Raw genomic sequence first — 21139 nt, 5'->3', positions numbered from 1 at the left:
GGTTGAGGGGGCGTGAGCCGCATGGATGCGGCGACCGAGCTTACAGGGACGTACTTGCAGCGCCCCCTCAACCGGACCCACGCCGCCATCCCACGGATAGCCAGCTTTTGAAGTTGACGTTGCCGTGGCTTGAAGCAGGTGCAGGGCTGCAAGCCCTGCGCACAAACCTCAGCCCTCAGCCTTCCTCACGAACGCCTCGAACAGCGCCAGCGTCTGCTCACTCACATGATGCTCGATGCCCTCGGCATCACGCCGCGCTGTATCCGGGTCCACGCCCAGCGCCAGCAGGAAGCGCTCCACGGTCTGGTGCCGTTCGCGACTGGCATGGGCCAACGCCTCGCCTTCCGGGGTCAGGAACACGCCGCGGTACGGGCGCTGCACTACCCAGCCATCACGGGCCAGGCGCCGCAGCATCTTCGCCACCGTCGGCTGGGCCACGCCCAGGCGGGTGGCTATATCGACCTGGCGCGCCTCGCCCCCGTCGGCCAGCAGGTCGGAAATCAACTCCACGTAGTCCTCGACCAGCTCCATCCGGTGTGCCTCGCGCACCTGCCGGAAGCTCTCGACCTGGCGCTCGGCCTCGATCAAGGGGGGGGTCTTTGCCGATGTCGAAGCGCCTGTCTTGCCCACGCGAGTGCCTGTCCTGCCGATGACTTCCGGATCTGAACCTGAATTCTGGACCAGTGGCGCAGCAAAGACGATTGTTTCACATTGCTAATGGATATAGCAGTGGCTATATTGCGGCCATGAGCACCGTCGCGCCCACCGACTCCCCGGCCGCCCCCGCAGCCAGCCTCGGCGCGCTCAACGCCTCGGTGGCCGTGCCCGACAAAGGCCACTGGTGGTTCCGCCTGCTGGCCTTCATCGGCCCCGGCTACATGGTCTCGGTGGGCTACATGGATCCAGGCAACTGGGCCACCGACCTCGCCGGCGGTTCGCGCTTCGGCTACCTGCTGCTTTCGGTCATCCTCATTTCCAACCTGATGGCGGTGATCCTGCAGGCGCTGTCGGCGCGGCTGGGCATCGCCACCGGCATGGACCTGGCCCAGGCCTGCCGCGCCCGCTATCCCAAGCCGGTCAACCTGGCGCTGTGGGCACTGTGCGAAGCGGCGATCATCGCCTGCGACCTCGCCGAAGTGATCGGCACCGCCATCGCGCTGAAGCTGCTGTTCGACCTGCCACTGCTGTGGGGTTCGGTGATCACCGCGCTGGACACGCTGCTGGTGCTGCTGCTGATGAACCGCGGTTTCCGTGCACTGGAAGCCTTCGTCATCGCCCTGCTGATGATCATCTTCGGCTGCTTCCTGGTGCAGATCGCGCTGGCCGCGCCGCCGGTGATGGACGTGCTGGGCGGCTTCATCCCACGCACCCAGGTGGTCACCGATCCGCACGCGCTGTACATCGCCATCGGCATCATTGGCGCCACGGTGATGCCGCACAATCTCTACCTGCACTCATCCATCGTGCAGACGCGCGCGTACCCGCGCACCGATGCCGGCCGCCGCAGCGCGCTGCGCTGGGCGGTCACCGACAGTACCATCGCGCTGACCCTGGCGCTGTTCATCAACGCCAGCATCCTGATCCTGGCCGCCGCGGTATTCCATGCCAATGGCCACTTTGACGTGGAAGACATCGAGCAGGCGCACCAGTTGCTGGCACCGATGCTGGGCGTGGGCCTGGCGTCGACTCTGTTCGCGGTGGCCCTGCTCGCTTCGGGTTTGAATTCCACGGTCACCGCCACCCTGGCCGGGCAGATCGTGATGGAAGGTTTCCTGCATCTGCGGCTGCCGCCGTGGCTGCGGCGGCTGATCACCCGTGCACTGGCGATCATCCCGGTGGTGGTGGTGATCCTGCTGTTTGGTGACCAGGGCGCGGTGAAGCTGCTGGTGCTGAGCCAGGTGGTGCTGTCGATGCAGCTGCCGTTCGCGATCATTCCGCTGGTAAGGCTGGTAACCGACAAGGCCACGATGGGCGCGCTGGTCGCCCCGCGCTGGCTGGGCAGCATCGCCTGGGTGATCGCCGTGGTGATCGTGGCACTGAACGTGAAGCTGCTGGTGGATACCTTCGCCGGCGCGTAGCGAAAAGGAACTCGGCTCCGGTAGATCCACTCCACGCGTGGATGCCTCTGAACCCGCACCGCGCAAACGGCAGCCGAGCATGGGCTCGGCTCTACAAGTGCAGCGCGATCGCGGCTTCAATCTGCTGCGGCGACTGGAACCCGGCCAGCCGCTGCCGCTCATCCCCATCGAGGAACAGCGACAAGGTCGGCGTCTGCCGCAGCCCCAGCTCGCGGAAGAATGCCTCGCCAAGAACCTCCAGCCGCACGCGTAGCAGCGTCGTGCCCTGCCCCGCCACGCTGTTGGCCACGCGGTGCAGCGACATCTCCAGCATGCGGCACCCAGGGCACTGGTCCTTGTGGAAATCCACCAGTACCCGGGGGTGCTCTGCCAGCAGCTGCTGGAACTGCTCAGGCGTGGTGGCGTCGATGATCTGCATCGTGATTGCTCCAGTAATGGGCCAGGACCGCATCGGTCCAGGCGTCGATGACCGCGGCATCGCGTGCGCCATGCGGCATCTGTTCGATTTCCAGCGGCGGGTAGCCGCTGTTGAAGTAGCGGATCAGCCGGTGCACGGCGCCGCAGTAGTACTCCTGCCCCCACTGCGTTTCGCCGGTCCCGAACACCGCCAGCTGGCGCGGGTACTGGCCACGCTCGGCGATGCGGGCCACCCAGGCCTTCATCTCTGCGGGCGTGCGCCCGGCGTTGTCGGTCCAGCTGCCCAGCAGCACCAGGTCGGCCTCATCGGTGGCCAGTGGGGCAGCAGAACGCAGGTCATCAGCCTCCTGCCAGTGCACCGTATGCCCAGCCGCCTGGCAGCGCGCGCGGATGTGACGGCCCAGCTCGCGGGTGTTGCCGCTCAGCGAGGCCACCACCAGCAGGATGCGCAGCGTCGCACCCGACTCAGAGGTCGTCGAAACCGTTGTCGATGTTGGTCTTCCTGTAACTTGCATTGCGCATCTCGAAGAAGTCGGTCTTGGTCTCGGTGAAGTTGTCGGCGTAGGCCTTGATCCACGGCATCACGTTGTCGGTGGTGTCGCTGTACAGGCGCTCGATGCCGAGCATGCCGGCCATCTTGTTGGCGCGGTACTTCACGTAGCGCACCATCTCCTCCACGTCGATGCCGTCGATGCCATCGAGCACTTCCGACGACCACTGGATTTCCAGCGCGATCGCATGCTCGAAGGCCTCATGCACGTAGGCGGTCAGCTCGTTGGTCTGCAGCTCCGGGTTCTCGCCGATGATGGCGCGGATCAGTTCGCTGATGAACTTGGTATGGGCCAGCTCATCGCGGTTGATGAAGCTGATGATCTTGCCGGTGCCGGTCATGCGGTTCTGCCGCACCATGTTGTAGAAGTACGCAAAGCCGGAATAGAAGTTGATGCCTTCCAGGATGGATGACTGGATCAGCGACTTCAGCAGGGTCTCGGCGGTCTTGTCGCGCATGAAATCGTCATACGCCCCCATGATCGGCGCGTTGCGCTTGATGATGGTAGGGTGCGTTCGCGCGATCTCGAAGATGCGGTTCTGGTTGGGCAGGTCGGTGATCGAGGCCAGCACATAGCTGTAGCTCTCGTTGTGGATCACCTCCTGCTGGCCGATGATCGCCGCGTTGGCATGTGCGGCCGGGTCGGTGATGTACTCGGCCACGTTGTAGATGAAGCGGGTCTGCGGCGAATCGAGCGTGGCCAGCAGGCCGATGATCGAGTCGTAGGCGTTCTTCTCGCGCCCGGACAGCTCGCCGTACTGGCGCGCGTCCAGCTTCATGTCCACCTCGTCGGGGATCCAGAAGTTGGTCGACAGTTCCTTGTAGGCCCGATAGAACGACGGGTACGGGATGTCGTTCCAGTTGAGGATGCCGCTGGTGCGCCCGTTGATGATGCCGGTGCTGCGGTTGGGGTGGCGCGGTTCAAGGATCTTGATGCGGTCGAGGGGGGTTGCCATGGTCTTGCCTGCATGGGGTAGCGCCGGGCCAGGCCGGGGGTAATGTTTCCCGGCCGCGCGGTGCGGTCGCGGGGCATGGCCCGGCGCTGCCGTTGCGCGTCAGCTTGAGCACCATTCGCATTCGCTGATGTCGATGTCGTTGGAGCGCACGTAGTAGGTGGTCTTCAGGCCCTCACGCCACGCGCTCAGGTGCAGCTCCAGCAGCGTGCTGGCGCGGATGGTGCTGGGCACGTACAGGTTGAAGCTGATGGCCTGGTCGACGTGACGCTGGCGCCGGGCGTTCTGCCGCACGCTGGCGAACTGGTCGACCTTGTAGGCGCCCTTTTCGTAGTACGGCCACGTTTCCAGCGACAGCCCTGGTGCAGCGACCGGACGGCGGAAGTCCTTCTTTTCCTCGTAGTAGAACGCGCTGTAGATCGGATCGATGGATGCGGTGGAGCCGGCAACCTGCGCGGTGCTCATGTTCGGCGCCACCGCCAGCAGCCAGCCGTTGCGCAGGCCATGCGCGGCCACGTCGCAGGCCAGGCTGTCCCAGCCCGCGCCCTCGTAGCGGCGGTCACGGAAGTAGGCGCCGGTCTGCCAGTCGCTGCCGGCAAACATCGGGTAGCTGCCCTTCTCGCGCGCCAGCTGTGCGCTGGCCTGGATGGTCAGGAAGTTGATGCGCTCGAACAGCGTGTCCGACAGCGCCTCGGCTTCGGGCGTTTCCCAGTGGATGCCCTGCTGGGCCAGCAGGTGGTGCCAGCCAAAGGTGCCAAGGCCGATGGCGCGGTACTTGCGGTTGGTGATGGTGGCCTGCGGCACCGGCAGCGCATTGAGGTCGATCACGTTGTCGAGCATGCGCACCTGGATCGGGATCAGGCGCTCCAGCACGTCCTTGGCCAGCAGATCGTCCGGCGCGGTGATCGCGCGGCCGAGATTGATCGAGGACAGGTTGCAGACCACGAAATCGCCAGCACGGCGGGTGGTGACGATCTGGTCGCCGCTGACGATCTCCTGGATCATCCGCGTCGGGCTCATGTTCTGCAGGATCTCGGTGCACAGGTTGCTGGAATAGACCATGCCCGCATGCTTGTTCGGGTTCTTGCGGTTCACTTCATCGCGGTAGAACAGGAACGGGTTGCCGGTTTCCAGCTGGCTGACCATGATCCGCTTGAACAGGTCGATGGCACGCATCGTGCGGCGGCTGATGCGCTCGTCGCCCACCAGTTCGGCATAGCGGTCACGGAAGCTGCCAGCGCCACGCGTTTCATCGTAGAAGTCCTGCAGGTACCAGCCCTTGGCCTGCTTCACCTCGTGGGGATCAAACAGGTACCAGTCGGCGCGGCGCTCCACAGCCTCCATGAACAGGTCAGGCACGCACACCGCCGTGAACACGTCGTGCGCGCGCAGGCGCTGGTCGCCGTTGTTCAGGCGCAGATCGAGGAAGGCCTCGATATCGCGGTGCCAGATGTCCAGGTACACCGCCACCGCGCCCTTGCGCTGGCCGAGCTGGTCGACCGACACGGCGGTGTTGTTGAGCTGCTTGATCCACGGCACCACGCCGCCGGAAGAATTGGGCACGCCACGGATCGGCGCACCACTGCTGCGCACGTAGCCCAGGTACGCGCCTACCCCGCCACCGTGCTTGGACACCCGGGCGATATCGGTGTTGGAGTCATAGATGCCCTGCAGGCTGTCATCCACGGTGTCGATGAAGCAGCTCGACAGCTGGCCGCCGACCTTGCCGGCATTGGCCAGGGTGGGCGTGGCCACGGTCATGTACAGGTTGGACAGTGCCCAGTAGGCCTCGCCCACCAGCTGCATGCGGCGCTCGCGTGGCCTTTCGTCCTGCATCAGGTACAGGGCAATGGTCAGCCAGCGCTCCTGCGGCAGTTCGTACACTTCGCGGCTGCGGTCGCTGGCCAGGTAGCGGGTGGCCAGCAGGTACAGGCCGTTGTAGGCGAACAGCCGGTCGCGCTCGGGATCGATCATCTGCCCGGCCTGCTGCAGTTCGTCCTTCGAATAGCAACGCAGGATGTCATTGCTGTAGACCCTACGGTCGGCCAGGCTTTCCTGCAGGCCCACGTAGGAACCGTACTTCAGGCTGACATCGTAGAAGCGGTTGCGGCTGGCACGCTTGTACAGCCGACGCAGGTACAGCCGCGCGGCAAACTGCTCCCATTCCGGCGCCACCAGGTCCACGCGCGATTCCGCCTCGCGGATCAGCAGGTCGACCAGGTCATCGGCGCTGATGCTGGCCTTGCGCTCGACCATCGCCTGCACCACGCGGCGGTAGTCGCTTACGTCCAGCTGCGGGAACTCGACATGCACGGCGTCGATGCTGCGCTGCAGGCGCTCGGCCTCGAACGGCAGGCGGCGGTTGCCTGCTTCCTTGGTGATCCAGGTGGGCACACGTTCGCCACCGGCGCGCATGGCGTCGCCAGCGCCGGCCAGATCGGCCGCGCGGTAGGTACTGTCGGTCATTGTCCTGCGTCTCCAGGCACGCACGCCTCGAAGCGTCGATGCCATGGCGGCCCTGCGCGCGATACCGGCGCCCAGGGCAATCGGTTGGTGTGCCATTGCGCGGGAACGTCAGACCGTCGGCGGTGAGCCTGCGCCTGCGGCCGGTATCCGGGCCGTGGGGGCGATCTGCGTCCGCACGATGGCGGCCGCGTCGACACGGCAAGCCTTCAGGGGCGGGCCGCGGGACGTTTGCTGCATGTCCGGCGGCGGCGGCTGACCGGGAGTGACGGCCACAACATAGTGGGGATGCTAAAGATCGTCAACACAAGATGCGGTAATGAACGCATTCCGCGACGATCCGTCGCAGGATGCCGTGTTGCACCGATGCCGCCTTGTCCACGGCGCCGCCATCCCCAGTTCGTTACAACCTCCTTTTCAACCGGAAGTCCCCCATGCGTGCTGCCCAGTACACCGCCTTCGGCGATCCCGCCACCGTCTTTGCCATCGCCGATGTCGCCCTGCCCGAACCCGGCCCCGGCGAAGTGCGCATCCGCACCACGCTCGCCTCGATCCACAACCACGATCTGCTGACCGTGCGCGGCCTGTATGGCTACAAGCCGCCCCTGCCGGCCGTCGGTGGCAGCGAAGCCCTGGGCGTGGTCGATGCGCTGGGCGACGGTGTCGAAGGCCTGCAGGTCGGCCAGCGCGTGGCCGCCGCGTCGGTGCATGCCACCTGGGCCGAGGCCTTCATCGCGCCGGCACGCATGGTCATCCCGATGCCCGACGCCATCGCCGACGAAACCGCAGCACAGCTGATCGCGATGCCGCTGAGCGCGCTGATGCTGCTGGAATTCCTGAAGGTCGAAGCCGGCCAGTGGATCGTGCAGAACACCGCCAACGGTGCGGTGGGCAAATCGCTGGCGATGCTGGCCCGCGCACGCGGCGTCTACGTGGCCAACCTGGTACGCAATGCCAAGGCCCTGGCGCAGCTGGAGGCGCTGGGCATCGAGCATGTGTTCGACACCTCGCAGGACGGCTGGAAGGACCGCGTGCGTGCAGCCACCGGCGAAGCGCAGGCGGCGGCCGCCGTCGATTCCATCGGCGGCGAAGCCAGCGCCGACCTGGTCGACCTGCTCGGCCTGCACGGCACGCTGGTGTCGTTCGGCGTGATGAGTGGCGAGGCGATGCGCATCCCGGCCAGTGGCCTGATCTACAAGGAAGCCACGGTGAAGGGCTTCTGGGGCAGCAAGGTCAGCCAGGCGATGGCGGTGGAAGACAAGCGCCGCTTGGTGGGCGAACTGCTGCAGCGCGCGGCCAGCGGGGAACTGACCCTGCCCGTGGACGGCATCTTCGCGCTGGACGACATCAAGGCCGCCGCGACCGCCAGCGCGCAGTCGGGGCGTGGCGGCAAGGTGCTGCTGCGGGTCTGACCGCCACAGGGTGGAGCCGAGCGCGGGCTCGGCTCTGCTGGGAAGTGCGGACCAGCGGTCCGCACCCACCCATCACCGGCTCAGATGCAGGAACTGCAGGTGCCGTTCGTACTGGCTGATGATGTCGTTGATGATCTGCTTGCGGCTGTAGCCCACCAGGTCGTAATCCTGGCTGCCTTCGAACAGATGCACCTCGGCACGGTAGTAGCGCTGGTTGCGCAGCTGCTGCGCGGCGAACGATGGCGTCAGGTAGCCGCTGAGGATCACCCGGTACTGGAAGTCCTGCTGCTCGCCGTGGTTGACCGACAGCTCCATGTCACCGGCCTCGAAGCGCGTGACCACCTCCCAGCCCTGCCCTTGCAGCTGCTCGGCCACCGCTTCCATGGCCGGCTTCACCGTGTCATCCATGAAGCGGTAGACCTGGTCGCGCACCGGGAAATGCATGGCCTGGCTCAGGCGCTGGCGCCAGCCCTGGTGGTGGCGGTCGTCGCCGATCAGCGGTGATGGCCGGAACTGCTGCGCGCGCTCGCGGTGCGATTCATCGCTGAAGGCGCGGGTCAGGCCCCACATCATCAGCAGCAGCACTGCCGAGAACGGCAGCGAGGCCAGCACCACCGCCGACTTCAATGCATCGATGCTGCCGGCCAGCAGCAGGCCGGCGGTCAGCACCGCGATGACCGTGCCCCAGAACACGCGCAGCCAGCGCGGGCCATCGTCCTCGGGCGCACCGCCGTGCGAGGACAGCGTGGACAGTACCACCGCGCCCGAATCGGCCGACGTCACGAAGAAGATGAAGCTGACCAGCACGGTCACCGCGATCACTGCCTTGCTCCACGGGTAGCCGTCCAGCAGCGCGTACAGCACCGTGGGCGGATCATCCACGGCCAGCTGTGCCAGCTGCTGCTGGCCATGGTGCAGCACCTGGTCCAGCGCGCTGTTGCCGAAGATCGACAGCCACGCCAGGGTGAAACCGAGCGGTATCAGCAGCACGCCGAAGACAAATTCGCGGATGGTGCGGCCGCGCGAGATGCGCGCGATGAACAGGCCCACGAACGGCGCCCAGCCGATCCACCAGGCCCAGTAGAACACCGTCCAGCCACCCAGCCATTCCGGGCGGCCGCCGTAGGCGTACACATCGAAACTCTTGCCGACCACGCTGCCCAGGTAGTCGCCCAGGTTCTGCATGAGCGTGCTGAGCAGGTACTGGGTGGGGCCGGCGCACAGCATGAACAGCACCAGCGCGATGGCCAGCAGCATGTTGATGTTGGCCATCCAGCGCACGCCCTTCTCCACGCCGGACACCGCCACCGCCACCGCGGCGCCCATCATGCTGGCCACCAGGATGATCTGCACCAGGTTGGAGTGCGGCACGTTGAACAGGTGGGTCAGGCCGGCATTGAGGTGCAGCACGCCGAAGCCCATGTCGGCACCGATGCCGAACACGGTGGCGACGATGCCCAGCGCATCCACCGTGTAACCGATGGGCCCGTTGATGCGCTTGCCGATGAGCGGGTACAGCGCCGAGCGCAGCGCCAGCGGCAGGTTGTGCCGGTAAGCGAAGTAGGCCATTGCCATCGCCGCCAGCGCGAACACGCCCCAGCCATGCAGGCCCCAGTGCAGGAACAGCAGCTGCATGGCCTGGCGCGCGCCCGCCTCGCCGGCGGCCGCATCGCCCTGTGGCGGCTGCAGGTAATGGGTCAGCGGTTCGGAGACGCAGAAGAAGAACAGGGTGATGCTGATGCCGGCGGCAAACAGCATGCCGGCCCACGACAGATAGCTGAATTCCGGCTCGTCATGGTCAGCGCCCAGCTTGATGCCGCCGTACTTGGACAGGGCCACGCCGACCACGAACACCAGGTACAGGGTCATCGCCAGCAGGTAGTACCAGCCCACGTTGAGCGCGGCCCAGTCCTGCGCCTTGACCAGCAGGCGACCGGCGCCAAGCGGGAACAGGCTGACGAACAGTGCGAAAGCAACGACGACGATCGCCGCGAAGGCGAAGACGGGCCGGAGGGTGCGCACCGGGGTATGTTGAGGCTCCAGTGCTTCCATCGGCAGCCGTCTCCGGTCGATCAGGGATTAGCCGACCGATTCTGCATGAATGGCAGTGGACGCAGGATGAAGTGCAGGGTCGCGATGACAACCCGGGGACAGGCCACGCGTGTTACGCGCGCGCCCGCGGGCTGTACTTCTGTAGAGCCGAGCCCACGCTCGGCTGCATGCTCCCAGCCGAGCGCAGGCTCGGCTCCACTGATCAGGGATGGGCCAGCGCGTACTCCAGCGCCGAGCGCACCGCCGCCACCTGTGCGTCGTTGCACTGCGCCGGCGTCGCCCGCAGGCTGTCCGGGTAGACCTCGGTGGTGGTGGTGTACTTCGCACCGGTGATGCCCGCGCACAGCGCCAGCTTCACCAGCGGGTACTCGATGACGCCGTGGGCGACCACCGGCGAGCCGATGATCTCGTTCTTCTCATCCGCCGGCGCGATATGGGTCACCTGCTCGACCGCGGCGATCACCGCCTGCTGGAACGCCGGCTGCGGGTTCTCGCTGTCATCGACCAGGTAGAAGCCATCGGGGATCAGGCCCGGCTCGAACGGCTTGCCATCGCGCGCGGCCAGCGCCGGGCGGAACTCGCTCTCGTCGCTGTCGGTGGTCTCGTGCAGGTCGATGTGAAGCACGAACTGGCCCTGGTACGGGGCAATCAGCTCGATCACTGCCGTCGATTCACGGGCCGGGCCGTCGGCGCGGAAGTTGCGGTTCGGGTCGATGGCATCGTAGTTCCAGCGGTTGATGCGCTCGAAACCCCAGGGGTTCACGCACGGCGCCACCAGCAGGTTGGCCTTGCCAGCGTAGTCGGCCGCGTGCTGTTCGAGGAAGTCCAGCGCGCCCATCACGCCGCTGGTTTCATAGCCATGCACGCCGCCGGTGACCAGCGCCGCCGGCAGCGCCGGGTCCCAGCCGCGGCTGCGCAGCGCGTACAGGGTGTAGGTCTCGCCGGCGTAGTCCAGCTGGCCATAGGCCACCTTGTCGAAGCGGTCGGCCAGGGCCTCGATGCGCGGCAGCACTTCCTCGTCATAGCGGCGAAGGCGCTGCTGGCGGCCGCGCCACTGCTCCCGTTCCGCCGTGCCCCACGGCTGGCCAGGGGTTCCGACGGGGTAGAAAGCGGCAGTGGACATGGCAGATCTCGGCAGTCAGGAAGCAATCGCTCACTCTAGCACCGCCCTCCGCCGCCGTTCCTCCACAACCCTCCAAAGGTGCGTTCCATTGGCGAATGGAATCGGCAATAATTCTCATTTACGACCGCGCCGCGCCCGCCTCCATGTCTTTCCGGATCCTGCCCCCGGCCCGCCTGCCCTTGGCTGCCGCCCTCACCCTGTGCCTGTCCGCCAACGCCTTCGCGCAGGACAGCGCCACCACCCTGGACAGCATCCAGGTCTCCGGCAGCTGGCTGGGCACCGGCCTGCACGACAGCGTGAAGCGCTTTGCCGGCGCGCGCACCGTGGTCGACCGCCAGCGCATCGACGCCAGTGGCGCGGCCAGCATCGGCGATGCGATGCGCCGCATCCCGGGCGTGCAGGTCATCGACAACTCCGGCACGGCTGGCAGCTCGGTCTCGCTGAACATCGGCGTGCGCGGCCTGACCGGCCGTTACTCGCCGCGCTCGACCGTGCTGCTGGACGGCGTGCCGCTGGCGGTGGCGCCGTATGGCCAGCCGCAGCTGTCGTTCGCCCCGACCAGCCTGTCCAACATCGAATCGATCGACGTGGTGCGCGGCGGCGGTGCGGTGCGTTACGGGCCGCAGAACGTCGGCGGCATCATCAACTTCAGCACCCGCGCCATCCCGGCCAACGCCGGCCTGCACGGTGAAGCCGGCGTGCGCTACAGCGCCAACGACCAGGATGGCGGCAACAGCACCCAGTACAACGCCTTCCTCGGCGGCACCGCCGACAACGGCCTGGGCATGGCCCTGCTGTATTCCGGCCAGGACGGCCGCGGCTGGCGCCAGGGCAGCGGCGACCGCTTCGACGACCTGGCCCTGAAGTTCGCCTACGCCATCGACGAGCAGCAGGAGCTGCGCGCCAAGCTGTCCTACTACGATGTGCGCTCGCTGACCCCGGGCGGCCTGACCCGTGCCCAGTACGAGGCCGATCCGTTCCAGAACACCCGCCCCACCGATTTCTGGAAGGGCCACCGCACCGGCATCGACCTGGGCTACACCAACACCCTGTCGGCCGACAGCGAATTCGAGGTACTGGCGTATTACAACGGGAGCAACCGCGCCAGCTCGCTGATCAACGCCGCCAACACCCAGCTGACCGTGCAGCCGCGCGACTACCGCGTGCTCGGCATCGAGCCGCGCTACACCCAACGCCTGCGCTGGGGCAGCACCGTGCATGACATCACCGCCGGCTACCGCTTCCTGCGCGAGCGCGGCAACGACCGCAGCTACACCGTGGTCCGCCGCACCGGCGTGGAAAGCGCCATCACCCGCTTCGACAACGCCACCGACGCGCATGCGTTCTACGTGGACGACCGCATCGCCGTCGGCCAGTGGCGCATCACCCCGGGCATGCGCATGGAGTGGATCGACATGGACCGCCGCCAGGCCGGTGGCGGCGCCACCTTCAGCAGCCGCAACGACAAGGCGCTGCCGTCGATCAACATCGCCTACCTGCTCACCCCGCAGCTGACCGTGTTCGGCAACTACACCACCTCGTTCGGGCCGGTGCAGAACATCCAGCTGAACTCGCAGACCGCCAGCAACCGGCTGAACCCGGAAGTGGCCAAGACCACCGAACTGGGTGCGCGCTGGCAGGACGGCGCCCTGCGCGCGGAAGTGACCGTGTTCAAGATGCGCTTCGACAACCAGATCCAGCAGGTGCAGGGCACCACCCCGCCGACCTTCCAGAACATCGGCGCCACCGACCACAAGGGCGTGGAAAGCGCGCTGGAGTACCGCTTCGCCGAGGACAGCGCACTGGCCGGGCTGGAGCTGTACGCCAACTACACCTGGACCAGGGCGATCCAGCAGTCCGGCGAAAACCGCGGCCTGGACGTGCCGTTCTACTCGCGTGACACCGACAGCATCGGCGCGCGCTACGTCATTGCCGCCTGGACCTTCAACGTCTCCAGCACGCACCAGAGCGGGCAGTTCTCCGATGCCGCCAACACCTGGGCCGAGAGCGCCGACGCGCGCGTGGGCCGGGTGCCGGGCGTGCGGCTGTTGAACGCACAGGTGGCCTGGCAGGTGCCGGGCCTGGGTGACAGCGAGATTGCGCTGGGCGTGAACAACCTGGCCGACAAGCGCTGGTACACCCGCAATGTCGACGGCAACGCCGGCCGCATGGTGGCCGCGCCGCGCACCTTCTACGTGCAGGGCCGCTACCGCTTTTAAGCCCTTCAGCCGCCCGATGCGGTAAGGGCAGCGATCACGGTGGCGGCGTATCATGCCGCCACCATGTCCTCCCACGCTTCGCTATCCGGCCTGCATCTGGCCTTCCAGGGCCTGCGCCTGCGCCTGCGCGGCAGCGACCTGTGGTTCATCGCCCTCGCCCTGGTGGTCGGGCTGCTCGCCGGCGGCCTGACCCTGCTGCAATCGGGCATCGCGCGCTGGCTGCAGGCCGCGCTGTACGGCCTGGATGAAGGCATCCGGCTGAGCTCCCTGCCCTCGCTGCCGTGGACCGCGCTGCTGGTGCTGCCCCTGGGCGGCCTGCTGGTCGGCCTGGTCGCACTGGCCGCCACCCGCCTCAAGCGGCCCCTGCTCGATGCCGTGGAAGCCAACGCCCTGCACGGCGGCCGCATGTCGATGCGCGACAACCTGATCGTGCTGACCCAGACCCTGATCTCCAACGGCTGCGGCGCCTCGGTCGGCCTGGAGGCGTCGTACACGCAGATGGGTGCCGGCAGCGGCTCGCAGCTGGGCCGGGTGATGCGCCTGCGCCGCAACGACGTGCGCATCCTGGTCGGGGCCGGCGCGGCCGGTGCCATTGCCGCCGCGTTCGGCGCACCGCTGGCCGGTGCGTTCTATGCCTTCGAGATCGTCATCGGCGCCTACACTCCGGCCGCGCTGGCCCCGGTGGCCGTGGCCGCGCTGGCCGGCGCGTTCGTGGCCGACCAGGCCGGCATCGACGCCTACCTGCTGCCGGCCGCGTCCACCATCGACGTGCGCGCCGCCGACTACGCCATCTACGGCCTGCTCGGCTGCTGCTGCGCGATGGTCGGCATCCTGGTGATGCGCCTGATCGCCTCCATCGAGGGCACGGTCAAGCGCAGCCCGCTGCCGCTGTGGGGCCGGCCGGTGCTCGGCGGCCTGCTGCTGATTCCACTGGCAATGGCCAGCCCGCAGGTGCTGTCCTCCGGCCACGGCGCCCTGCACCTGGACCTGACCACCCACCTGCCGCTGATCTGGATCGGCGCCCTGCTGACCCTCAAGTGCCTGGCCTCCGGCATCTCGCTGGGCTTCGGCTTCCGTGGCGGCCTGTTCTTCGCCTCGCTGTTCATGGGCACGCTGGTGGGCGCGCTGTTTGCCGGCCTGCTGGCGATGGCCACCGGCGTGCCGGTGATCGATGCCACCTCGGCCGCGCTGGCCGGCATGGCCGCCCTCGCCGCCGCGGTGGTCGGCGCGCCGATGACCATGGCCATGCTGGTACTGGAAGGCACCCACGACTTCCTGCTGACCAGCGTGGTGATGAGCGCGGTGCTGGTGTCCAGCACTCTGGTGCGGCAGTGGTTCGGTTATTCGTTCTCGACCTGGCGCATGCACCTGCGCGGCGAGACCATCAAGAGCGCACGCGACGTGGGCTGGGTGCAGAACCTCAACGCCTGGCGGATGATGCGCAAGGGCGTGGCCACCGCACCGGCCGATCTGGACACGGCCTCGTTCCGCCAGCGCTTCCCGCTGGGCTCCGGCGGCCGCGTGATCCTGGTCGACAGCGAAGGGCACTACGCCGGCATCGTGCAGATCCCACGCATGTACGGCGACGGCGTGAAGCCGGATGCCGTGGTGAGCGACTACGCTGAGAACCGTGACGTCGCGCTGGCCGCCAACGCCAACGTGGTGGCGGTGATGCAGCGCTTCGACCAGACCCAGGCTGACGAACTGGCGGTGGTGGCCAGCGATGGCCAGGTGCTGGGCGTGGTCTCCGAAGCCTTCGTGCGCAAGCGCTACGCCGAAGAGCTGGACAAGCGCCAGCGCGAGTTGATGGGCGAGCGCGTCGAAGACAGCGATTGACGTTCATCCACGCATCGCGTGGATCTACTGCCACGGACCCCGCTGGTTCGGTAGATCCACGCCATGCGTGGATGACAGAACCCGCGGTTGGTCCAGTAGATCCACGCCATGCGTGGATCACAGCGACCGCTACAGGGCTTCGCCGGCGTCGGCCAGGCGCGATTCGATCAATGCATACCACTGCTGCAGCGTGTCGATCAGCATGTCCAACTCTGCATCGGCACGTTGCGCGCGCCCGCTGCGCAGGCAGGCCTGGGCGTCCTGCAGCTGGGTGAGGAACCCGGCCACGGTGTCGGCCTGCAGGATCAGGCCGGGCAGGCGCCGGCCGGGAATGCGCACCACCGAATGGTTGCCGAGCTGGCCGTACACGCTGACTGTGGTTTCCGTCTTCATGGACAAGGGCAGGAATTGGGCATTCATCGCGTGCACCATGGAAAAGCCTGGCCCGCCGGCGGGCGCAGATGACGGGGGAGACGCACCCACGCCAGCCGGCGGATCAGGGGGGAAACACGGGCGCCGGCACGGCCGGCGAGGCACTCAGTCGCGCCGGGCGGTGCCGGCGATCTGCACGCGGCGGTTCGGCGCCAGGCAGGCGATCAGTTCGCGCTGGTTCTGCTGCGTGCACTGCACGAGGGGGTCGGCGGCGCCGCGTCCTTCCGCGCGGATGGTCTGTGCAGGTACCCCTCCCTGCACCAGCGCCACCCGCACCGACTCGGCACGTCGCTGCGACAGCCGCTGGTTGTAGTCGGCGGCGCCGATACGATCGGTGTAGCCGACCACCTGGATCGACTGCACCTGGCTGGCTTCACGCACCTGTGCAAGCACGCCCTGCACCGCCGACTGGCCGGCCTGGCTGAGCACGTCGCTGTCGAAGCCGAACAGCGCATCGGCCGACAGGCGCAGCGGCTGGGCTGGCAACGGTGCCGGTGCCGCGGCTACCGGCGGCGGCGCGGGTGGATCCAGCACGGCCGCGCAGGCCTGCGGCTTCCAGTGCCCTGCCTGGGCGATGCCCTTGCCATCGAACTGCACCTGGAACTGGCAGGTGAAATATTCCGCGCCCTGGGCGGTGCGGAAGTTGAACAGGTAATTCCACTGGCGCACGCCCCACATGCCCTCGTTGAAGTGCGGCGTGCCCAGCAGCGCGTACAGCTGGCGCTTGCTCATGCCGGGGGCGAAGCGGCGCAGGTCGGCCACGTCGGGATAGGTGCCTTCCTTCAGCGATGCCTTGCTGGCTTCGGGGAAGCTGACCAGCATGTCGGCGGCCGGCGCGTCGCCGGCGGGTGCGGTGCTGCGGCAACCGGCCAGCAGGCCGGCGGCCAGGACCAGGATGAGCGACGCGGCGAACGGGCCGGGGCGCGGAGTGCGTTGGAACGTCATTGGGATTCCCCCTGTCGATGTGGTGGGTGCGGCCGGGCTGACGGGCAGCCCGGCCCGGGCACTTACCACTGGATGCCGGCGCCGACGGCTACGCCGGCTTCGCCACGGGTGTTGGTGGAACCGCTGAACTTGTAGATCCAGCGGCCGCCTTCGGAGACACCGGAAATGCCCAGGGCCATGCCGGATTCGCCGTTGTAGCTGCCCGCCGCGAACGAGGCCATGCTGCGGCCCGCTTCACTGGGCTGCGGCAGCGCCGCGGTGGCCATCGCCGAGGCGATGCCGGCCGAGGCGCGGTTGTCGGTCTTGCGCAGTTCGCGCTCGAAGCCGCCCATGCGCTCGTCGGTGTAGGCCTTGGACCAGTCCAGGGTCTGCGACATGCCGGCGCGCAGCTGGTCGACGTTGACTGCGTCGGTGCCCGCCGTACCGGCCGCAACATTGCGCACCGTGGTCGGCCCGCTGGTGCTGCTGCCGAGGGTGACGCTGTTGTAGTTGCTATCGCCGTTGGTGGTGGTGTCATAGCGCAGCGTGCCCTGCTGTGAGGCCTGCAGCTGGCGCACGTTGACCGCGTCGGTGGCCTGGCTACCGTCGGCCACGTTGACCACCTGGCGCTCGGCACCGGCGGCACCCACCGACACCGTGTTGGCACGGTCGGCGACGGAGCCGGCGCCCAGTGCCACCGAGTTGTCGGCCTGCGCCTGCGCACCGTTGCCCAGTGCGGTGGAGTTCGCTCCGGCGGCGGTGGAACCGGCACCACCGGCGGCGGAGTTGGCACCGGTCGCAGCCGGGTCGGCCAGGTTGTTGCTGTTGTTGGCGCGGAAGCTGCCGGCCACGTTGGTGATGTTCTGGAACTTCTGGTCGGTGTAAGCCTTGGACTGGTCGATGGCGTAGTTCACGCCGTTGTTCAGCTGGCCCACGTTGGTCGCATCGTGGTCATCGGAGCCATCGGCCACGTTGGTGATCTTGCGCTCGGCACCGCTGCTGCCCACCGACACCTCACCGGCCGAACTGCTGCCACCGGTCGCGCCGTAGGCACCGGTGTAGCCGGTCTGTGCGCCGACGCTGGCGACCGAACCGCTGCCCAGGGCCACGCTGTTGTCGGCGCTGGCGCTGGCGCCGTTGCCGACCGCCACGCTGGAGGCACCGGCCGCGCTGGCCTGCGGGCCGACCGCCACGGCTTCATCGCCGGTCGCGGTGGCGGCGGCAGCGGCCGAATTGACCGCCAGGTAGGGGCTGGCGTTGCCGTTGAGGATGCGCTGGTTGAGGGTGCGCAGCGAATCATCGACCGCCGAGAACGCGGCGGTGACGTTGCTGTAGTCGTTGAGCGAGATGCTGCCGTCGGTGGCGATGCTGGAGATGCTGAAGGACGGGGCGGTCCACTGCGAGGTGGCGCCGTCGTAGGTGGTGCTGCCGCCGAAGTAGTTGGCGAGGGTGGCATGGGTGGCGAACAGCTGGTCGCCGGTGATGGCATCGCTGCTGCCCGCCTGGATGCTGCCGGCCGCCACGTTGGTCAGCCGCACCGCTGCGCCGCCGGTGCCGCTGAGGGTCACCGAATCCATCATGTCGCCGTTTGCATCCACATCGTATTTCACTGCGCGCATGTCCAGTTCGTCGGTCTGGTCGACCACGTTGGCCAGCGAGTTGCTCACCGCATCGAAGGCACTGCCCACGTCGTTGTAGCTGCCCTGGCTGATGGTGCCGTTGGCGGCCACGTTGTTGATGGTGTACGTAGGCGCGGTGACCACGCCGTTGGCATCGACCGCAGCGCCGCCGCCCAGATGGGTGGCTACGGTCTGGTTGGCGGCGAACAGCTGCGCACCGTTGATGGCCTCGCTGCTGAGCGCGCTCACCTCGCCCGGGCCCAGGTTGCGCAGTGTGGTGGTGGTGCCGCCCTGGCCCAGCGTCGCGCTGGCGTAATCCACGCTGCCATCGGTGTTGAGGTCGTAGCGCAGCGCGCCCTCCTCCGATGCCTGCAGCTGGCCCAGGTTGACCGCATCGGTCGCCTCGGTGGCCGCGGCCACGTGGGTGATCTGCCGTTCCGCACGGGCAGCGCCGACGGAGACGGTGTTGTCACGGTCGGCCAGGCTGCCTGCGCCGACGGCGATGCTGTTGGCAGCGGTGGCCTGCGCGTTGCTGCCCACGGCGATGGAATCGGCGCCCGTGGCCACGGCTTCCACGCCGGTGGAATTCACCCGCAGGTACTTGGTGCCGCCGTTGCGGATGTCGTTGATCTGCGTGTTGAGGTTGACCAGCGAGCCGTCGACCGCATCGAAGGCATCGGTGGCGTTCTCGTAGGCGCCCTGCGCGATGACGCCGTCATCGGAAATGGTGCTGATCTCGAACAGCGGCGCGGTGAAGGCACCGGTGGCCGCATCAAAGGCGGTGCGGCCGCCGAAGAAGCGCGCGATCGCATCGTTGCTGGTGAACAGCTGGCTGCCGTTGACCGCTTCGGTGCTGCCGGCGCTGATCGCGCCCGCGGCCAGGTTGGACAGCGTGGTGGTGCCGGTGCCGTTGCCCAGCGTGACGCGGCGGTAATCAGGGTCGCCGGCTTCGTCGAGGTCGTAGGTCACGGCGATGTCGCCCAATGCATCGATCTGGCCGATCGCGCCCTGCAGCTGCGCCACGTTCACCGCGTCGGTGGCGGCACTGCCGGCGGCCAGGTTGGTGATCTGCCGTTCGCCGCCGTTGGCGCTGCCCACCGAGACTTCACCGGCCGATACCTGCGCCGCAGTCAGGCCATACGCGCTGTAACTGGCCTGCGCGCCGCGCAGTGCAGCCGAGCGGTAGCCCAGTGCCACCGAGTTGGCCTGGTTGGAGGTTGCCTCGGCACCCAGCAGGGTCTGCCCGTTGGCGGTGCCGACGGCGCTGTCGCCGACGATCACCGAATGGCCCATGCGCGCGGCGTAATCGGCAGTGGGCACGCCGGTGGGATTGGTCGGATCGTTGGTGCCGTTGCCGGGGAAGGCGATGTTGGCATCGACCTTGGGCAGTTCATGGCGTGCGTTGGCGCCGATCACCACTTCGCGGGACCCGTTGGCGTAGGCACCGTCACCCATCAATACCTGGTAATCCTGCGCAGCGTTGACCGCCCAGCAGGAAATGTCGGCCAGGCCGAGGACGTCCAGGCACTTGGCCGCCCAGTCCGGTGACTGGCCCGGCAGCAGCAGGCCGAGCAGGCCGCCCGGATTGCCATTGTTGATATTGTAGATGTAGCTGTCCGACGTCACGCCGCCGATCAGGGTCAGGTGGGAGCTCCCACCGGTGACCGCACCGCCCAGGCCGTTGAGGGTGGTCCCGACCGGGGTGGCGTTCACCAGCGGAACGCCCAGCACGTTGACCGTTGAATAGGTCTGCATGACGTTGGCGGTGCTGACCTTGAGGTTGCCGTTGGACAGGTAGCCGGTGCCACCGAACAGGCTGTCGGTGGTTGGCCCGATCAAGGCGCCGACGCCGCCGACCAGACCGCCGGTGCCGATGATCAGGCCGGCGTTGGGATCGGCCGCGGCCGGCGCCTTCGGGCTGTCTGGCGGAATCGCCGACGGCTGGGTCAGGCCGAGTCCGCCCAGGGTGTTGCCGAGCAGGCCACCCACCGCACCACCGAGGCTGCCGACGGTGCCATTGAGATCGCCGTTGACCAGACTGCCGACGGCGCCGCCGACACCGTCCAGCGCACTGCCGACGCCGGTGAACAGGCCGCCCAGGCCCAGCGAACTGGTCTGCGCGCCCACCGCCGAGGTGCCGGCCAGCTTCAGGTTGCGGTCGGCGATGACGGCTTCACCATCGGGGCGGAGCACGCGCACCTTGCCCGCGACGGAGCCATCGAGCCCGGCGGTCAGTGCACGATCCTCGGTTTCACCCGGCAGCTCTTCCTTCGCCGGCAGCGTGGCCGCCGCCGTCGCGCCAACCTCGCCTTGGCCTTCGATGGCATGGCCGGCCAGCGCCAGCTTCGCATCGACCTGGCCATCGACCGCGGCCTTCAGGCCGGACAGCGGAGTGGTAGGCGTCGCGGCAACATTGGCGGCAACGGCGGCCTTGGTATCCAGACTGGCAACCTGCGTACCGGCCACGCCCACCTGCGCATTGGCAGCGGCCGTGGTGGCCAGGGCCAGCGGTGCCTGTGCCTGCGGCGCCAGCGGCGCAGCGAGCGCGGTGTCGACACGGGTGCTGCTGCCCAGCCCGACCGAAGCGCGCACATCGGCGGCCAGCGCCGGTGTGGCCACCTGCTGCGGCGTGTTGCCCGCACCCAGCGACACCTTGACAGTGGCCGGCAGCACATCGCGCACGACCGGCAGGCCGCTGGTGCTCAGCTGCAGGCCGATACGGGCATCGGTACTGATGGCTGGGCTGGTCTGTGCCTGGCGCGCAGCGGCCGCGAGCGCCACTTCCGCGTCCACCTTGACCGGCATGGTCTGGGTGTACTTGGCCGCCAGAGCCTGCAGGTCGCGCAGCGACTGGTTGGCTTCACTGGCGGCAGCGGTACCGCTGGCGAGGACGCTCAGCAGTGCCAGGGTCAATGCACTGGGCACCAGCAGTTTCGATTGCGGATCGCGGAGCGTGGTCGCTCCGCCATCGCCGGTGGCCAGTTCCGAGGCCACAACAAGAGCATTGAGCTGGCGGTTCCATACACGCCGGTAAATGCGGTTCATGAGCACTTCCCCCGTA

General features: G+C 67.7%; 14 protein-coding genes. 4 read left to right on the top strand and 10 right to left on the bottom strand.

Annotated elements, in window-relative coordinates:
* Positions 1-168: 168 nt before the first annotated feature.
* Positions 169-630 (bottom strand): manganese-binding transcriptional regulator MntR, encoded by a 462-nt coding sequence (mntR, locus tag AC1VXD_RS14150; RefSeq protein ID WP_406235976.1) that lies wholly within the window; start codon positions 628-630, stop codon positions 169-171.
* 116 nt (positions 631-746) lie between these two features.
* Between mntR and AC1VXD_RS14145 the strand changes: the two genes are divergently transcribed.
* Positions 747-2078 carry an Nramp family divalent metal transporter gene (locus AC1VXD_RS14145; RefSeq protein WP_482992564.1) on the top strand — a complete coding sequence of 444 codons (1332 nt, stop codon included), beginning with the start codon at positions 747-749 and terminating at the stop codon, positions 2076-2078.
* A gap of 91 nt (positions 2079-2169) precedes the next feature.
* Here the strand turns inward: AC1VXD_RS14145 and AC1VXD_RS14140 are convergent, their stop codons facing one another.
* From AC1VXD_RS14140 to AC1VXD_RS14125, 4 genes are all read right to left on the bottom strand, one after another.
* Positions 2170-2496, bottom strand: a complete 327-nt coding sequence (locus AC1VXD_RS14140; RefSeq protein ID WP_482992563.1) for a thioredoxin family protein — start codon at positions 2494-2496, stop codon at positions 2170-2172.
* Positions 2468-2947: a flavodoxin gene (locus AC1VXD_RS14135; protein WP_482992567.1), complete on the bottom strand. Its 480-nt coding sequence runs from the start codon at positions 2945-2947 to the stop codon at positions 2468-2470. Before AC1VXD_RS14135 ends, AC1VXD_RS14140 begins: the two co-directional genes overlap by 29 nt.
* A gap of 13 nt (positions 2948-2960) precedes the next feature.
* Positions 2961-4001 (bottom strand): ribonucleotide-diphosphate reductase subunit beta, encoded by a 1041-nt coding sequence (locus tag AC1VXD_RS14130; RefSeq protein WP_482992562.1) that lies wholly within the window; start codon positions 3999-4001, stop codon positions 2961-2963.
* A gap of 99 nt (positions 4002-4100) precedes the next feature.
* Positions 4101-6413 carry a ribonucleoside-diphosphate reductase subunit alpha gene (locus AC1VXD_RS14125; RefSeq protein ID WP_482992566.1) on the bottom strand — a complete coding sequence of 771 codons (2313 nt, stop codon included), beginning with the start codon at positions 6411-6413 and terminating at the stop codon, positions 4101-4103.
* A gap of 482 nt (positions 6414-6895) precedes the next feature.
* On the opposite strand from AC1VXD_RS14125, the gene AC1VXD_RS14120 reads away from it, so the two are divergent.
* On the top strand, positions 6896-7873 hold the full coding sequence (locus AC1VXD_RS14120) for a zinc-binding dehydrogenase (protein ID WP_482992561.1): 978 nt from the start codon (positions 6896-6898) through the stop codon (positions 7871-7873).
* A gap of 72 nt (positions 7874-7945) precedes the next feature.
* Here AC1VXD_RS14120 and betT read toward each other — a convergent pair whose 3' ends face one another.
* Both betT and AC1VXD_RS14110 read right to left on the bottom strand, forming a co-directional pair.
* Positions 7946-9925, bottom strand: a complete 1980-nt coding sequence (betT, locus tag AC1VXD_RS14115; protein WP_200752486.1) for a choline BCCT transporter BetT — start codon at positions 9923-9925, stop codon at positions 7946-7948.
* A gap of 202 nt (positions 9926-10127) precedes the next feature.
* Positions 10128-11048, bottom strand: coding sequence for a M14 family metallopeptidase (locus AC1VXD_RS14110; RefSeq protein WP_482992560.1), 921 nt, complete (start codon positions 11046-11048; stop codon positions 10128-10130).
* Between the two features lie 143 nt (positions 11049-11191).
* Here AC1VXD_RS14110 and AC1VXD_RS14105 point away from each other — a divergent pair, with 143 nt between their 5' ends.
* On the top strand, positions 11192-13267 hold the full coding sequence (locus AC1VXD_RS14105) for a TonB-dependent receptor family protein (RefSeq protein WP_482992559.1): 2076 nt from the start codon (positions 11192-11194) through the stop codon (positions 13265-13267).
* 63 nt (positions 13268-13330) lie between these two features.
* Entirely contained in the window at positions 13331-15103 is a 1773-nt protein-coding gene (locus tag AC1VXD_RS14100; protein WP_482992558.1) for a chloride channel protein, read from the top strand.
* 129 nt (positions 15104-15232) lie between these two features.
* On the opposite strand, the gene AC1VXD_RS14095 is transcribed toward AC1VXD_RS14100, so the two are convergent.
* The 3 genes from AC1VXD_RS14095 to AC1VXD_RS14085 all read right to left on the bottom strand — a co-directional run bounded on the left by AC1VXD_RS14095 (position 15233) and on the right by AC1VXD_RS14085 (position 21123).
* Positions 15233-15523 carry a DUF6959 family protein gene (locus AC1VXD_RS14095; RefSeq protein ID WP_234456007.1) on the bottom strand — a complete coding sequence of 97 codons (291 nt, stop codon included), beginning with the start codon at positions 15521-15523 and terminating at the stop codon, positions 15233-15235.
* Positions 15524-15640: 117 nt separating this feature from the next.
* On the bottom strand, positions 15641-16480 hold the full coding sequence (locus AC1VXD_RS14090) for an OmpA family protein (protein WP_482992557.1): 840 nt from the start codon (positions 16478-16480) through the stop codon (positions 15641-15643).
* Positions 16481-16542: 62 nt separating this feature from the next.
* Positions 16543-21123, bottom strand: coding sequence for a YadA-like family protein (locus AC1VXD_RS14085; protein WP_482992556.1), 4581 nt, complete (start codon positions 21121-21123; stop codon positions 16543-16545).
* Between the last annotated feature and the right edge of the window lie 16 nt (positions 21124-21139).

It is taken from the genome of Stenotrophomonas sp. STEN054 (assembly GCF_056854535.1).
The sequence above is the reverse complement of the archived record's forward strand: the minus strand, read 5'-3'. Positions and strand labels throughout refer to the sequence as shown.

Coding starts and splice junctions, on each gene's coding strand:
- AC1VXD_RS14125 (WP_482992566.1), bottom strand. CDS start 6,413: ATGCGCGCCGGTGGCGAACGTGTGCCCACCTGGATCACCAAGGAAGCA.
- AC1VXD_RS14095 (WP_234456007.1), bottom strand. CDS start 15,523: ATGAATGCCCAATTCCTGCCCTTGTCCATGAAGACGGAAACCACAGTC.
- AC1VXD_RS14090 (WP_482992557.1), bottom strand. CDS start 16,480: ATGACGTTCCAACGCACTCCGCGCCCCGGCCCGTTCGCCGCGTCGCTC.
- AC1VXD_RS14120 (WP_482992561.1), top strand. CDS start 6,896: ATGCGTGCTGCCCAGTACACCGCCTTCGGCGATCCCGCCACCGTCTTT.
- AC1VXD_RS14145 (WP_482992564.1), top strand. CDS start 747: ATGAGCACCGTCGCGCCCACCGACTCCCCGGCCGCCCCCGCAGCCAGC.
- betT (WP_200752486.1), bottom strand. CDS start 9,925: ATGGAAGCACTGGAGCCTCAACATACCCCGGTGCGCACCCTCCGGCCC.
- AC1VXD_RS14110 (WP_482992560.1), bottom strand. CDS start 11,048: ATGTCCACTGCCGCTTTCTACCCCGTCGGAACCCCTGGCCAGCCGTGG.
- AC1VXD_RS14140 (WP_482992563.1), bottom strand. CDS start 2,496: ATGCAGATCATCGACGCCACCACGCCTGAGCAGTTCCAGCAGCTGCTG.
- AC1VXD_RS14100 (WP_482992558.1), top strand. CDS start 13,331: ATGTCCTCCCACGCTTCGCTATCCGGCCTGCATCTGGCCTTCCAGGGC.
- AC1VXD_RS14105 (WP_482992559.1), top strand. CDS start 11,192: ATGTCTTTCCGGATCCTGCCCCCGGCCCGCCTGCCCTTGGCTGCCGCC.
- AC1VXD_RS14130 (WP_482992562.1), bottom strand. CDS start 4,001: ATGGCAACCCCCCTCGACCGCATCAAGATCCTTGAACCGCGCCACCCC.
- AC1VXD_RS14085 (WP_482992556.1), bottom strand. CDS start 21,123: ATGAACCGCATTTACCGGCGTGTATGGAACCGCCAGCTCAATGCTCTT.